Annotated in this window: 14 protein-coding genes; 7 read left to right on the top strand and 7 right to left on the bottom strand. The window is 61.8% G+C overall.

Going from position 1 to position 14,342, the window contains the following annotated elements; genetic code table 11:
- Positions 1 to 38: 38 nt before the first annotated feature.
- On the bottom strand, positions 39 to 1,349 hold the full coding sequence (guaD, locus tag U5G49_RS16205; RefSeq protein ID WP_193443388.1) for a guanine deaminase: 1,311 nt from the start codon (positions 1,347 to 1,349) through the stop codon (positions 39 to 41).
- Positions 1,346 to 2,584, bottom strand: coding sequence for a urate hydroxylase PuuD (gene puuD / locus U5G49_RS16200; RefSeq protein ID WP_193443390.1), 1,239 nt, complete (start codon positions 2,582 to 2,584; stop codon positions 1,346 to 1,348). The genes guaD and puuD overlap by 4 nt, the downstream gene beginning before the upstream one ends.
- A 43-nt stretch (positions 2,585 to 2,627) precedes the next feature.
- On the opposite strand from puuD, the gene U5G49_RS16195 reads away from it, so the two are divergent.
- Both U5G49_RS16195 and U5G49_RS16190 read left to right on the top strand, forming a co-directional pair.
- Complete coding sequence (locus U5G49_RS16195; protein ID WP_155295816.1) at positions 2,628 to 2,786, top strand: hypothetical protein; 159 nt, start codon at positions 2,628 to 2,630, stop codon at positions 2,784 to 2,786.
- Between the two features lie 164 nt (positions 2,787 to 2,950).
- On the top strand, positions 2,951 to 3,283 hold the full coding sequence (locus tag U5G49_RS16190; RefSeq protein WP_018243137.1) for a hypothetical protein: 333 nt from the start codon (positions 2,951 to 2,953) through the stop codon (positions 3,281 to 3,283).
- An 88-nt stretch (positions 3,284 to 3,371) separates the two neighbouring features.
- On the opposite strand, the gene gcvA is transcribed toward U5G49_RS16190, so the two are convergent.
- Positions 3,372 to 4,268 carry a transcriptional regulator GcvA gene (gene gcvA, locus U5G49_RS16185; protein WP_193443392.1) on the bottom strand — a complete coding sequence of 299 codons (897 nt, stop codon included), beginning with the start codon at positions 4,266 to 4,268 and terminating at the stop codon, positions 3,372 to 3,374.
- Between the two features lie 101 nt (positions 4,269 to 4,369).
- Here gcvA and U5G49_RS16180 point away from each other — a divergent pair, with 101 nt between their 5' ends.
- Complete coding sequence (locus U5G49_RS16180; protein ID WP_047618702.1) at positions 4,370 to 4,561, top strand: hypothetical protein; 192 nt, start codon at positions 4,370 to 4,372, stop codon at positions 4,559 to 4,561.
- On the opposite strand, the gene xdhC is transcribed toward U5G49_RS16180, so the two are convergent.
- The 4 genes from xdhC to U5G49_RS16160 all read right to left on the bottom strand — a co-directional run bounded on the left by xdhC (position 4,537) and on the right by U5G49_RS16160 (position 10,129).
- On the bottom strand, positions 4,537 to 5,352 hold the full coding sequence (gene xdhC, locus U5G49_RS16175) for a xanthine dehydrogenase accessory protein XdhC (protein ID WP_193443394.1): 816 nt from the start codon (positions 5,350 to 5,352) through the stop codon (positions 4,537 to 4,539). The genes U5G49_RS16180 and xdhC overlap by 25 nt on opposite strands.
- Positions 5,353 to 5,414: 62 nt before the next feature.
- Complete coding sequence (gene xdhB / locus U5G49_RS16170) at positions 5,415 to 7,754, bottom strand: xanthine dehydrogenase molybdopterin binding subunit (RefSeq protein ID WP_193443396.1); 2,340 nt, start codon at positions 7,752 to 7,754, stop codon at positions 5,415 to 5,417.
- A 103-nt stretch (positions 7,755 to 7,857) separates the two neighbouring features.
- Entirely contained in the window at positions 7,858 to 9,324 is a 1,467-nt protein-coding gene (gene xdhA, locus U5G49_RS16165; RefSeq protein WP_193443398.1) for a xanthine dehydrogenase small subunit, read from the bottom strand.
- A gap of 28 nt (positions 9,325 to 9,352) precedes the next feature.
- Entirely contained in the window at positions 9,353 to 10,129 is a 777-nt protein-coding gene (locus tag U5G49_RS16160) for a 3-hydroxybutyrate dehydrogenase (RefSeq protein WP_193443400.1), read from the bottom strand.
- 158 nt (positions 10,130 to 10,287) lie between these two features.
- On the opposite strand from U5G49_RS16160, the gene glpK reads away from it, so the two are divergent.
- The 4 genes from glpK to U5G49_RS16140 all read left to right on the top strand — a co-directional run bounded on the left by glpK (position 10,288) and on the right by U5G49_RS16140 (position 14,152).
- Positions 10,288 to 11,781, top strand: a complete 1,494-nt coding sequence (gene glpK / locus U5G49_RS16155; RefSeq protein ID WP_193443402.1) for a glycerol kinase GlpK — start codon at positions 10,288 to 10,290, stop codon at positions 11,779 to 11,781.
- Positions 11,782 to 11,953: 172 nt separating this feature from the next.
- On the top strand, positions 11,954 to 12,328 hold the full coding sequence (locus U5G49_RS16150) for a YciI family protein (protein ID WP_018446745.1): 375 nt from the start codon (positions 11,954 to 11,956) through the stop codon (positions 12,326 to 12,328).
- On the top strand, positions 12,325 to 13,584 hold the full coding sequence (locus tag U5G49_RS16145; protein ID WP_018243127.1) for an RNA polymerase sigma factor: 1,260 nt from the start codon (positions 12,325 to 12,327) through the stop codon (positions 13,582 to 13,584). Before U5G49_RS16150 ends, U5G49_RS16145 begins: the two co-directional genes overlap by 4 nt.
- Positions 13,585 to 13,684: 100 nt before the next feature.
- Positions 13,685 to 14,152: an SRPBCC family protein gene (locus U5G49_RS16140; protein WP_018243126.1), complete on the top strand. Its 468-nt coding sequence runs from the start codon at positions 13,685 to 13,687 to the stop codon at positions 14,150 to 14,152.
- The last annotated feature ends 190 nt before the right edge of the window (positions 14,153 to 14,342 follow it).

Genomic DNA, 14,342 nt, shown 5'->3' with positions numbered 1-14,342 from the left:
CAGCTTTCACGGTCCGATTTCAAGAGTAACAGGGCGTCTCATTGAAGCTCCTTCTTCGACGCAACGCCGGCCACATAGGTCTCGGCGATCGCCCGGTCGTCGCCCATCGTCTGCAGCAGGAAAAGCTCCTCGGGCAGCGTCTTCACCACTTCCATCTTCAGCGCCATGGCCGGTGTCGCCGCGGCATCGAGAACGACGAGATCGGCCTCGGTGCCGGGTTCCAGCGTGCCGATCCGGTCCGCCAGCGACAGGGCCTCGGCATTGCCGCGGGTCATCAGGTAATAGCTTTCCAGCGGGTTCAGCCGTTCGCCGAGCAACTGCTGGATCTTGTAGGCCTCGTCCATCGTCCGCAGCATCGAATAGCTGGAGCCGCCGCCGATATCGGTCGCCACGCCGATGCGAACCGGCTTTTCGCGCCGTGTCAGCGCCTTCAGCGGAAACAGGCCTGAGCCGAGGAAGAGGTTCGAGGTCGGGCAGTGGACGGCGACGGCACCCGCCTCGCTCATGGCATCGGCTTCGCGCTCGGACAGGTGGATGGCGTGGCCGAAGAGGCTCTTCGGCCCGAGCAGGCCGTAGCGGGCGTAGATGTCGGTATAGTCGAGCGCGTCGGGATAGAGCTCGCAGGTGAATTTGATCTCGTCGTGGTTTTCCGAAAGATGCGTCTGGATGTGCAGGTCGGGAAATTCGCGGGCAAGCGCTGATGTCGCCTCCATCTGCGCCGGCGTGGAGGTGATGGCGAAGCGTGGAGTGATGGCGACATGGTTACGGCCCTTGCCGTGCCAGGCCGCTATCACCTGGCGGGTCTCATCATAGCCCATCTCGGGCGTGTCGAGCAGGCCCTGCGGGGCATTGCGATCCATCATCACCTTGCCGCCGACCATGCGCATATTGCGCCTCAGCGCCTCGGCAAAGAAGGCGTCGGCCGAGGTCTTGTGCACGGAGCAATAGGCGACCGCCGTCGTCGTGCCGTGGCGGATCAACTCGTCATAGAAATGCGTGGCGATCCTTTCAGCATGCGCACTTTCGACGAAACGGCATTCCTCGGGAAAGGTGTAGGTGTTCAGCCACTCGAGCAGGTTGGCCGCATAGGAGGCGATCACCTGCATTTGCGGAAAATGCAGGTGCATGTCGATGAAGCCGGGCATGATCAGATGCGGGCGGTGGTCGATCTCGACCATGTCCTCGCCTGTTTTTGCCTTGATGTCGACATAGGGGCCGACTGCCGCGATCAGCCCATTCTCGATCAGCAGGCCGCCATCCTCCTCGTAGAAATAGCTTTGGCTGTCGGTAAGGCTTAGCGGCGCGCGATGGAAGGAAAGCAGGCGGCCGCGCAGGAGTGTCGTCGTCATTGTGTCTTGCCTTCGACTGCGCTCTCGAACCAGGCGACGAGCAGCTTGCGTTCATCCGGCGTGATGTCGGTGATGTTGCCGGGCGGCATGGCATGGCTGCGGCCCGCCTGTATATAGATTTCGCGGGCATGGGCGGCGATTTCCGCGTCATTTTCGAGCAGCACGCCCTTCGGCGGCCGTACGATGCCCTCATAGACGGGCTCGGCCGCGTGGCACATGGAACAGCGCGTCGAGACCAGTTGCTTGACGGCGGGGAAATGCGGATCGTCGGCGAATTGCTGGAAGGCGGGCGCGACCGCCGCCGCATCCGTTTCGCCCGTCAGCAGCTTCGGCGCGGTTGAAAGCCACATGATCAGGATGAAAAGGATGACGGTGACGATCCACGTCCAGGTCGGCCGGCCCTTTCTGGCATGCGTGGTGTTGAACCAGTGGCGGATGGTGACGCCCATCAGGAAGACCAGGGCGGCGATCAACCAGTTGAACTGCGTTCCGAAGGCCAGCGGATAATGGTTCGACAGCATGAAGAAGATGACGGGCAGCGTCAGGTAGTTGTTATGCAGCGAACGCTGCTTGGCGACCTGCCCGTATTTGGGATCGGGAACCCGTCCGGCGATAAGGTCGGCGACAACGATCTTCTGGTTCGGAATGATGATCATGAAGACGTTGGCCGACATGATCGTGGCGGTGAAGGCGCCGAGATGCAGGAAGGCGGCGCGGCCGGTGAAAAGCTGCGTATAGCCCCAGGCCATGAAGACGAGCACGACATAGAGCACCGCCATCAGCCCCCAGGTATTCCGCCCAAGCGGGGATTTGCAGAGCAGGTCGTAGACGATCCAGCCGAGGGCAAGCGACGCCAGCGAGATCAGGATGGCGACGGGCGGGCTGATATCGAGCACATGCCGGTCGATGAGGAAGAGGTCGGCGCCGCCATAATAGACGATGCAGAGCATCAGGAAGCCGGAAATCCAGGTGAAATAGCTTTCGTATTTAAACCAGGTCAAATGCTCCGGCATCTGGGCGGGCGCCACCAGATATTTCTGGATATGGTAGAAGCCGCCGCCATGAACCTGCCATTCCTCGCCATAGGCACCGGGCGGCAGATGTGGGCGTTTCACCAGTCCGAGATCGAGCGCGATAAAATAAAAGGACGATCCGATCCAGGCGATCGCGGTAATGACATGGAACCAGCGCGCCGCGAAGGCGAGCCATTCCCATGCTATGGCATATTCATACATCGAGTTCCCCTATCTTCCTCCGACTCGTGACATTGCGGAAATTTTGGCGGGGAGGGAAGAGGAGATTGAAGAACTGCACACGCGCGACGACCGGCACGGCCAAAGGAGCAATGGAATGATCACCGCGTTCGTCGAGATCTTCAGCGGTTTTGCCGAAGCTGCCGATCGCGGTCGGATCGCCGATCTGCTGTCGCGTGCCTAAAAGCTGCCGAGAAGGCTGTGCATTATCTCAGCCTTATACTGAATCTGCTAATTCAGCAGATCTGGAACTGCGACGACTCGATTACAGTTATTTTTGCAGGCCGCCGGAATAAAATAAGAACCGTTAGCTCATCGGCGGCGCATTCATCGACGGAGAAGATGCCCATGCGCAGTATTCTGACGTGTGTGATGATTGCGTATGCGTCGTTGGCGACGGCTCACGACGCACCTTCGGGGTGGAGTTATGACCCCTATTGTTGCAACGGCGACAGTCATAATGGCGATTGCCAGATGATCCCTTCGAAAAGCGTGGCGGTGACGCCAGGCGGATATCGTGTGACGCTGATGCCGGGAGACCACCGGCTGGTGACGCATGCTCATGTCTTCCTGCTGCCAATGACGAAGGCAATGCAATCCGGCGATAACGACTATCATCTCTGTCTGTTCCCGAACGAGGATACGCCGCGCTGTTTCTATGCGCCGGAAATGGGATATTGAAGGCGGACCACAGCACCGGACCCGGCTCACCAACCGGGTCCGGTATGTCGTTCTCCGAAAACCGCTGTACAGTTTCAGGCGGCATGCATCAATTTCCGGCTGCCTTCATCTCCTCAAGGATCCAGTTGCGGAAGGCCTTGATCTTGGGCACGTTGCGACGGTTTTCGGGGTAGACGAGCCAGTAGGCCTTGCCGTCGCTACGGGTCAGTTCGAAGGGCTGGTAGAGCCGGCCGAGCGCGATCTCGGCCGCATAGAAGGCCGGATGGAGAATGGCGACGCCATGGCCGGCGATCGCCGCATCGGCTTCCACCGCCTGGGAGCCAAGCTGGTTGCGCGGGCGCCGATCGAGATCCGTCTCCGTGACGCCGGCTGCCTCGAACCATTGTTTCCACCAGACGTCGCCGGCGTCAAAGAGATCGAACTTCAGGAGATCGCGCGGCTCGCTGATGCCGCCTGCCGTCTCCGCCAGCTTTGGGCTCAGCATCGGGGTGAACTCCAGGCCCATCAGCCGGTGCAGCGTCAGCCCCGGCCAGTTGCCGTCGCCCCAGCGGATGCCGACATCGATCTGCTCGCGGGCGAAGTCGATGATATCAGAGCTCGCCTGAAAGCGCACCGCGATCGCCGGATGTTTCAAGTGGAAGGAGCCGAGGCGCGGCGCCAGCCATTTCGAGGCGAAGGTATGGGTCGAACTGATGGCGAGCGTGCCTTCGACGCTGTCGCGGGCCGTCGCCATTGCGTCGTGCAGCATGGCAAAGGCTTCGGTTACCTTCGGCGCCAGCCGCTCGCCGGTCTCCGTCAGTGCGATCTGGCGGGGACGGCGCAGGAAGAGCGGCTCGCCGACATTCTCCTCCAGCAGCTTGATCTGGTAGCTGACGGCCGTCTGCGTCATGCCGAGCTCGTTGCCCGCCTTGGTGAAACTTCCGAGCCGGGCAGCGGCCTCGAAGACGCGCAGCGCATTCAGCGGGAATTGCTTGGAGAGTTTCATGGATAAGTTCTCTTGATGCAGGCAGACGGTCGTTCGATTGGAATTGCAGCATTTTTACCGTCAAACTGCAACTCATACCATCAAGCCATCGAGGTGATGTCATGGATTGCTATGCTATCGAACAGAGCCCGCCGCAGCAGACCATCGGAATTTTCCGGCGCATCGGCGGTCGGCTGGCGCGGATCTGGCGCATGCCCAGCCTCGATCTCGACACGGTGCCGGATCGCGTCAAGCGCGATCTCGGTTTTCTCGACGGACGCGATCCCTATTACGAGGACGAGCGCATGCGGTAGGCCGCGAGCGCCGTGAGGATTTCGGCGGCGGTCATGGCGGCGATCACCTCAGGGCGCTTGTCCCTGACCGCCGAGCCGCCGATCGGCAGCGTCAGCCGCTCCATCCAGCCGCGCTCTCCGCCACCTTCGCGGGAAAGCCAGCTTGCAAAGGTGGCGCGTTTGGTCGCCGAGCCGATCATGCCGGTATAGGCGAGGTCGGTCTTTTCCAGCGCCTCGCGGGCGATGAGGAAATCCAGCGCGTGGTCGTGCGTCAGGATGACGACCACGCCGCCGGCCGGAATATCCCTGACCAGTGCTTCGGGCATCGGCACAAGCCGCGCCTTCGTCTCTGCCGGCAGGTTGGCGAGCTCTTCCTGTCGCGTTTCGACGACCGTCACCGACAGCGGCAGCGGCGCCAAGGCCGCAGCCAGCGCCCGGCCGACATGGCCGGCACCGAAGAGATAGACCTCCGGCAGACACTCGATCTCACTGGTTAGCCTGGCTTCGATTTCTTCAGCAACCGCCTTTGTCACCCGGCGAAACCGCAGTTGCGTGCGTCCGCCACAGCACTGGCCGATGTCAGGGCCGAGCGGGATATCCATCTCCGCCATCCCACCCGTTCCCGCGAGCATGTCCCGCGCATTCGCGATCGCCATGAATTCGAACTGGCCGCCGCCGATCGTGCCCCATAACGCGGTTTGCGATGCCAGCATGAAGGTACCCGCCTCACGCGGGGTGGAGCCTTGTGTGCCGGTGATGTCGATGAGGATGCAGTCCGGGTGGGCGGCGAGGAAGCGGCGGATGTCTGTCATGGGTGGCTGACCGATGGGTTCGCCGCCGAGGCTAACAAACGAGCCGGACGCATTCGCATCTGCTACACCCGCTTCATCCGCTCGACCGCCATCAGCACCCGCTCCGGTGTCGCCGGTGCGTCGAGCCTCGGGCAGACCCGATAATCCGCGACACTTGCTACCGCCATCGACAGCGCTTCCAGCACCGAGATCGCCAGCATCAAGGGTGGTTCGCCGACGGCCTTGGAGCGGCCGATGGTGGCCTCAGTGTTCTCGGACCATTCGGCGAGGCGCACGTTGAAGATCTTCGGACGGTCGGAAGCGAGCGGGATCTTGTAGGTCGAGGGGGCATGGGTGCGGAGCCGGCCCTTGTCGTCCCACCAGAGTTCCTCCGTCGTCAGCCAGCCCAGGCCTTGGACGAAGGCACCTTCGACCTGGCCCATGTCGATCGCCGGATTCAACGAGCGGCCGACATCGTGGAGGATGTCGGTGCGGTCAATCAGATATTCGCCGGTCAGCGTGTCGATCGACACCTCGGTGCAGGAGGCGCCGTAGGCGAAATAATAGAAGGGCGTGCCGCGGCCGGCCTTGCGGTCCCAGTGGATCTTCGGCGTCTTGTAGAAGCCGGCGGCGGAAAGCTGGACGCGGGCGAAATAGGCCTGCTTGATGAAATCGGGGAAGGGGATCTCGATCTCGCCGACGCGCACGCGGTTCGGCAGGAAGACGACGTCGGCAGGCCCAACATCCCACTTCTCGGCGGCGAAGGCGACCAGCCGTTCTTTGATCTGGCGAGCAGCGTCATAGGCGGCCATGCCGTTCAAGTCCGAGCCGGAGGAGGCGGCAGTGGCCGAGGTGTTCGGCACCTTGGCCGTCGTCGTCGCGGTGATCTTCACCCTGTCGATATCGACCTGGAAGCTGTCAGCCAGCACCTGCGCCACCTTGGTATAGAGGCCCTGGCCCATTTCGGTGCCGCCATGGTTCAGGTGGATCGAGCCGTCCTGGTAGATGTGGACGAGGGCGCCGGCCTGGTTGAAGGCAGTCATGGTGAAGGAGATGCCGAATTTCACCGGCGTCAGCGCGATGCCCTTTTTTATATAGCGGCTGTCGCGGTTGAAGGCGATGATGGCGTTGCGCCGTGCCTGGTATTCGGACGTTTCCTCCAGCTCCTCGACGATGCGGGGGATGATATTGTCCTCGACCTCCTGATGGTAGGGGGTGAGCGTGCGCCCGGAGCCCGGCTGGCCGTAGAAATTCAGCTTGCGGACATCGAGCGGATCCTTGCCGACGGCATAGGCGATTTCCTCGATGAAACGTTCGGCCCCGAGCATCCCCTGCGGCCCGCCGAAGCCGCGGAAGGCGGTATTGGAGACGGTGTGCGTCTTCAGCGGTTTCGACGTCAGATGCACATGCGGGTAGAAATAGCTGGAATCGGCATGGAAGAGGGCACGGTCGGTTACCGGCCCTGAGAGGTCGGAGGAGAAGCCGCAGCGTGCCGCATAGGTCGCGTCGACCGCGTGGATGCGTCCTTCGGCATCGAAGCCGAGCTCGTAATCGACGAGGAAATCGTGGCGCTTGCCGGTAGCGCTCATATCCTCGTCGCGGTCCGGGCGGAATTTGATCGCGCGGCCGAGCTTCTTGGCGGCAATCGCCGCAAGTCCTGCGAACTGATTGCCCTGCGTCTCCTTGCCGCCGAAGCCGCCGCCCATGCGGCGCACGTTGACGGTCACGGCGTTGGAGGGTATATCGAGCACATGGCCGACGATGTGCTGGATCTCGCTTGGATGCTGCGTCGAGGACCAGACGGTGACCTCGTCGTCCTCGCCGGGGATCGCCACGGCGATATGGCCTTCGAGGTAGAAATGCTCCTGTCCGCCGATGCGCATCTGACCTTTCACACGCATGGCGGCATTCGTCATTTCCGTATCCGGCTCGCCGCGCCGCAGCGTCATCGGGGTGATGACGAGCGGGCTGCCATTGGCGAGCGCCCCGTCGATATCGCTCCAATGCGGCAGGTCGCGATAGTCGATCTTTGCCAGCCGCGCGGCGCAGCGGGCGGCATCACGCGTCTCGGCGATGACGGCAAAGATCGGCTGGCCGTGGAACTGAACTAAAGTTTCGGCCAGCAGCGGCTCGTCATGGCTGCCGTTGGAGCTGACGTCGTTGACGCCGGGCACGTCTTTGCCGGTGAAGACCCAGACGACGCCGGGATAGGCGGCGACCGCGGAGAGATCGATAGCGGCGATTTCGGCATGTGCCCGGTCAGAGAGGCCGAGGGCGCCGTGCAGTAGACCTGCGGGTTCCGGAATATCGTCGATATAATCGGCGGTTCCGGTCACATGTTTATGCGCTGAATCATGTCGCTGCGAGCCGTGCATCGGGCCTGCGATGATGGCCTTGCGGTCTTCGAAGGTGGACTTGTCCATTAGCGCCTCCCTCCGCGAAGGGAGTGAGGGGAGGCGACCGCGACCGTTCCCATCGAAGCTTGCCACCAGGTCTTGGAGATCAGGCTGAAGATCGATTTTTCCATCACGCCACCTCCTCGAACCGCTTCAGTTCGGCCGGCGCGCCGACGGTCTCAAGATAGAACCGCGTCAACAGGTTCTTCGCCGTCAGCTGGCGGTATTCCGCCGTCGCGCGCCAGTCGGTCAGCGGCTGGTAATCGGCGTCGAATGCGGGGCGGGCTGCCTCGATCGTCGTTTCCGTCCATGGTTTGCCAATCAACTCGGCCTCCACCGTGCGGGCGCGTTTCGGCGTCGCCGCCATGCCGCCGAAGGCGATGCGAATATCGGTGATCATCTCGGCATCGTCGAGCGTCAGCAGGAAGGCGCCGAGCACGGCAGTGATGTCCTCGTCGCGGCGCTTGGTGATCTTGTAGGCAGCAAAGCGGCTCATTGCTGCGGGGTAGGGCACGAAGACGCACTCGACGAATTCGCCGGGCTTCCGGTCCTGCTTGCCATAGGCGATGAAGAAATCCTCGAGCGGCATTCTGCGCTGGCCTTGCAGGGATCGCAGCGTCAGCGTCGCGCCGAGCGCGATCAGCGGCGGCGGGCTATCGCCAATCGGCGAGCCGTTGGCGATGTTGCCGCCGATCGTGCCCATGTTGCGCACTTGCTCGCCACCGATGCGATCGATCAGCCGCCCGAGCGCCGGGATTTTCTTGGAGATCGCCTCGAAGGCCCTGGTGTAGCTGACGCCGGCGCCGATGGTGACGCCGTCCTCGCCTTCCGTAACCGACTGCAATTCGCTGAGGTGATTGATGAAGACGACCGGGCTCAGCCTGCGCATCTGCTTCGTCACCCAGAGGCCGACATCGGTCGCGCCGGCGACGATAATCGCGTCGGGTTCCTGTGAAAGGACCTCGGCCAGCGCCTGGACAGAAGCCGGCACGATCAGCCGGTCTTCGCCATTCCCAATCCTGATCGTGCCGCTCGCCTGCATTGCCCAAAGCCGCGCGACGATTTCCGAGCGCGTCCGTTCCAGCGGGTCGAAGAGCGTACTCGGCCGCACTAGGCTCACCTGCTCGGCGGCCTTGACGATCGGCTCGTAGCCCGTGCAGCGACAGAGATTGCCTTGTAGCGCCTTTTCAATTTCCTGGCGGCTCGGCTTTTCCTTGGCGAGCCAGAGACCGTAAAGCGACATGACGAAGCCCGGGGTACAGAAGCCGCATTGCGAGCCATGACAATCGACCAATGCCTGCTGGACGGGATGCAGCGCGCCGTTCTTGCCGGCCAGTTGCTCGACGGTCACCACATGGCTGGCATGCAGCGAACCCATGAAACGAATGCAGGCATTGACGGATTCATAGGCGAGCTTGCCGTCGGCCAGCCGGCCGACGAGCACGGTGCAGGCGCCGCAATCGCCTTCCGCGCATCCTTCCTTGGTGCCCGTCAGTTGTCGCTTCAACCGCAGAAAATCGAGAAGCGTCTCGGTTGGCCTGACATCGGTAAGCGTGACGTCCTCGCCATTCAGGATGAAGCGGATGCTGTCGTTCATGATGTTCCTGTTGTTGTTTTCCAAATGGTTAAGCCGCCGTCCAGCCACCGTCAATCGAGATGTGCGTTCCCGTCACCTGCCGGGCGGCATCGCTGGCGAGATAGAGCGACAGTGCGCCGATTTCTTCGGCCTTGACGAATTCATGCGTCGGCTGCGCCTTGAGTATGACCTCGCTCTTCACCTGTTCCTCGGTCATGCCGCGGGCCTTGGCGGTATCCGGTATCTGCTTCTCTACGAGCGGCGTCAGCACGTAGCCGGGGCAGATGGCGTTCACGGTCACGCCGAATTCGGCGAGCTCCAGCGCTGCCGTCTTCGTCAGGCCTAATATACCATGTTTTGCCGCGACATAGGCGGATTTGAAAGGGGAGGCGACGAGCCCGTGGGCCGAGGCGATGTTGATGATCCGGCCGTACTTCTTCGCTTTCATCAGCGGGATCGCGGCGCGCATGGTATGAAAGGAACTCGACAGATTGATCGCGATGATCTGATCCCATTTCTCGATCGGGAAATCCTCGACCTTCTCGACATGCTGAATGCCGGCATTGTTGACCAGGACATCGACGCCGCCGAAGGTCTTGGCCGCCGTTTCGATCAGGTCGGCGATCTCTGCGGGCTTGGTCATGTCGGCCGGATGATAGAGCGCCCGGCCTTTGGATAATGATTCAAGCCGTTCGACGATCGCCTTGATTTCATCAACCTTTCCAAAACCGTTGATGACGATGTTGTCGCCCGTTTCTGCGAAGGCAGTGGCGATCGCAAGACCGATGCCGCTGGTGGAACCGGTGACGACGACTGTTCTGCTCATGCTGTTCTCCCTGAAATGGCGATGCTGCGGTGCAGCGCTTAGCTGCGAGGTTATGCCCAAAGCCGGCGGGCTGGCAATTCCGCTTTATTCGCTTTTCTCGCCCCCATCCGTGTCCTATTGATTTGCTTCGACAATTGACATGCTGAGGGAGGGTTTTCATGAGCGGATATGTTCTGGCGATCGATCAGGGAACGACGTCGACGCGGGCGATCGTCTTCGATGGCGACATGCATGTCGCCGGCAAGGGCCAGAAGGAATTTACCCAGATCTACCCGCGCTCCGGCTGGGTCGAGCACGATCCCGAGGAAATCTGGGATTCGGTCGTCTCCACCGTCCACATGGCGCTGCGCGATGCCGGGATCGAGGCTAGGGATCTTGCAGCACTCGGCATCACCAACCAGCGCGAGACGGTGGTCGTCTGGGAACGCGAGACGGGTCGGCCGATCCAGAATGCCATCGTCTGGCAGGACCGGCGCACGGCAAGCTATTGCGACAATCTGAAAAGGCAGGATCTCGAGCGGCTGTTCACGAAGAAGACCGGCTTGATCCTCGATCCCTATTTTTCCGGCACCAAACTTTCCTGGATGCTTGCAAACGTGAAGGGCGCGCGGGCGCGCGCTGCCAGGGGCGATCTCTGCTTCGGCACGATCGACACTTTCCTGATCTGGCGGCTGACGGGTGGCAAGAGCTTCGTCACCGATGCCACCAATGCCTCGCGCACGCTGATGTACAATATTGCCGAAAACGCGTGGGACGAGGATCTGCTCGATATTCTGAGGGTCCCCGCCGCGATGCTGCCGGAGGTCAAGGATTGCGCCGCGGATTTCGGCACCGTCGATCCTGATATCTTCGGTGCTGCTATCCCCATCCTCGGCGTTGCCGGCGACCAGCAGGCGGCCACCATCGGCCAGGCGTGTTTTGCGCCGGGCATGATGAAATCGACCTATGGCACTGGCTGTTTCGCGCTGCTCAACACCGGCGCCGACATGGTGCGTTCCAAAAATCGGCTGCTGACCACCATCGCCTATCGCCTGAACGGCGAGACGACCTATGCGCTGGAGGGTTCGATCTTCATCGCCGGCGCCGCCGTGCAATGGCTGCGGGACGGGCTCGGCATCATCGGCAGCGCGGCGGAGACCAACGCGCTTGCCGAAAGGGCCGATCCGACGCAGGAGGTCTATCTGGTGCCCGCCTTCACCGGTCTCGGCGCGCCGCATTGGGATGCCAAGGCGCGGGGCGCGATCTTCGGGCTGACGCGCAACAGCGGCCCGGCGGAACTCTCCCGAGCGGCGCTGGAGGCCGTCTGCTATCAGACCCGCGATCTGCTCGACGCCATGCAGAAGGACTGGAAGAACGGCACTGAGGACACAGTGTTGCGCGTCGACGGTGGCATGGTCGCCTCCGACTGGACGATGCAGCGCCTTGCCGATCTGCTCGATGCGCCGGTCGATCGCCCGATGATCCTGGAGACGACGGCGCTGGGGGCTGCCTGGCTCGCCGGCAGCCGGGCAGGGGTGTGGCCGGACAGCGACGGTTTTTCGGCGACCTGGAAACGGGATCGGCGGTTCGAGCCAGACATGGACGAGAAGGTGCGGGCGGCGAAGCTCAAGGGTTGGAAGAATGCGGTCAAGCGGACGCTGAGCGAGGGCTGAGGCGCGATCAGCGCCCTCATGTAGCGCCGCTCGTCCCGGGAGATGCCAGCCATTTCTTCAGCTATGACGCCGTCCGTGCTCCGGAAGATCACGAATTTCCGGTCAATAATTTTTTGATGCGGCCTGTCGGGTAAGCGGTTACTCCTTCGTCATTCAAAAAGAGGAGTGAGCGATGCTTTATGCAATCCTTTGTTACGCCCATGAGGAAACCGTCTTCGCCTGGACCAAGGAGGAAGAAGCTGCCGTCATGGAGAAGCTCTACGCCGTGCAGGAGCCGCTTGCCGCATCCGGCAAACTCGGCCCCGTCGGCCGGCTGATGCCGACGACGGCCGCGACCACCGTGCGCAAGGGCAAGGACGAGCCCTTGGTCATTGACGGACCTTTTGCGGAAACGAAAGAGGCGCTTCTCGGCTTCTACGTCGTCGACTTTGAAACGCTCGACGAGGCGATCACCTTCTCGAAGCAGCTTTCATCCGTCAATCCAGGTTCCACCTCTTACGAAATTCGGCCTTTCTACGTCTTCAGGCCCGGAGATGCTTCATCATGACAGACATTGCCTGGATCGACCTCGCGCTTGCATCGGCCCGCCCGAAGGCGCTCGGCGCGCTGCTGCGCTATTTCCGCAATCTCGATACCGCGGAAGAGGCGTTTCAGGAAGCGTGTCTGAGGGCGATTCGAACATGGCCGGAGAAAGGGCCACCGCGCGATCCCACAGCCTGGCTCATCTTCGTCGGTCGAAACAGCGGCATCGATGCGGTGCGCAAGCGGGCGAAGATCCAGGCTCTGCCGGATGAGGACGTCATCTCCGATACCGAGGATGCCGAAAGCGATATCGTCGAGCGGCTGGACGATTCCAATTATCGCGACGATATTCTGCGGCTGTTGTTCATCTGCTGCCATCCCGATCTACCGGCGACCCAGCAGATCGCGCTGGCGTTGCGCATCGTATCCGGTCTTTCGGTGCCGCAGATCGCGCGTGCCTTCCTGGTTTCCGAGAGCGCCATGGAACAGCGCATCACCCGGGCCAAGGCGCGCGTCGCCAAGGCCGGCGTGCCTTTCGAAACGCCGAGCCCGCAGGAGAGGGCCGAACGGCTCTCGATCGTCAGCACGATGATCTACCTGATCTTCAACGAGGGCTACAGCCAGGCCGATCCCAGGCATGAGGCGGCTGCCTTCAGCGACGAAGCGATCCGGCTGGCGCGATTGATGCTGCATATCTTCCCATCCGAACCGGAGCTGATGGGGCTGCTTGCGCTCATGCTTCTGCAGATCTCGCGCCGGCCGGCACGCTTCAACGCCGGGGACGAGATCGTGCTGCTCGAAGATCAGGACCGGTCGCTGTGGAACCAGCCCTTCATCAATGAGGCCTTAGCGCTGCTCGACAAGGCGCTGCGCCATCGTCAGCCTGCCCCTTATCAGATTCAGGCGGCCATCGCTGCTGTTCATTCCCGCGCAAAACGCGCTGGGGATACCGACTGGGTAGAGATCGACCTGCTTTATCGCGCGCTGGAGCGTCTCCAGCCGTCGCCTGTGATAACGCTCAACCGGGCCGTCGTCGTCTCCAAGCTCCAAGGTGCGCAGGATGCGCTCGACCTCATCGATCCGCTTGGCGAAAAACTTGGCGGCTATTTCTACTATCACGGCTTACGGGGCGGGCTGCTGAAGCAGCTTGGCTTGACCAGCCAGGCGCGAGAAGCCTTCGACCGCGCCATTGCACTGGCCCATTCGGCGGCTGAGGCAGCCCATATCCGCCGGCAGATCGACAAGATGCAGGAAGAGACCACGCAGCCGATCGCAAAATAAAATGCGAAAGGGCCTGCGGGCTGTCGGAATGCCGAACTTCGACACGTCCTTGTAACGACCTGACAGGAGACAGGTTTCATTCAAATGGAGAGATGTCGACATGACCGCCAGCACGCAACATGAACTCGTCCTCGTTCGCGAATTCGACGCGCCACGCGAGAAGATCTACAAGGCATGGACTAATCCTGATCTGCTGAAGCAGTGGTTCGTGCCGCGTCCCTGGGGGGTGGCGGAAGCGACGCTCGACGTCCGCCCCGGCGGTTCCAGTGTGGTCGTCATGCATGACCCCGAGGGCAATCAGTACCCAAACCGCGGCGTCTATCTCGAGATCATCGAGAACGAGAAGATCGTCTTCACCGATGCCTATACAAGCGCCTGGGTGCCGTCCGAGAAACCGTTCTTCACGGGCGTCATCCTGCTCGAAGATCTCGGCAACGGCCGGACGAAATATACGGCCAAGGCGCTGCACTGGCGCGCCGAGGACAAGGAAGCGCACGAGAAGATGGGCTTCCACGAAGGATGGGGCAAGGCAGCGGACCAACTGGCGGAGTTGCTGGCGAAGATGTAAGCGGGGGCGAGGCGGCGCGGCGAGACCGCGTCGTCCTGGCAGTTGAAGCATCGTCTAAGACGGTTCGAAAGATGATTCCGCCGGTGCTTCGAAGTCGTTGAATTCAGATTCGAATTGGTCGCCGATCGGTCTTCCAGATCGCCGAAGACATCACGCCGCCCATCGAAATTCTCGAACATTCCGTTTCAAA

It is taken from the genome of Rhizobium indigoferae (genome assembly GCF_034554815.1).
Classification (GTDB): Bacteria; Pseudomonadota; Alphaproteobacteria; order Rhizobiales; family Rhizobiaceae; genus Rhizobium; species Rhizobium leguminosarum.
Note: the sequence above shows the minus strand (reverse complement) of the source record. Positions and strands in the feature narration are given on the sequence as shown.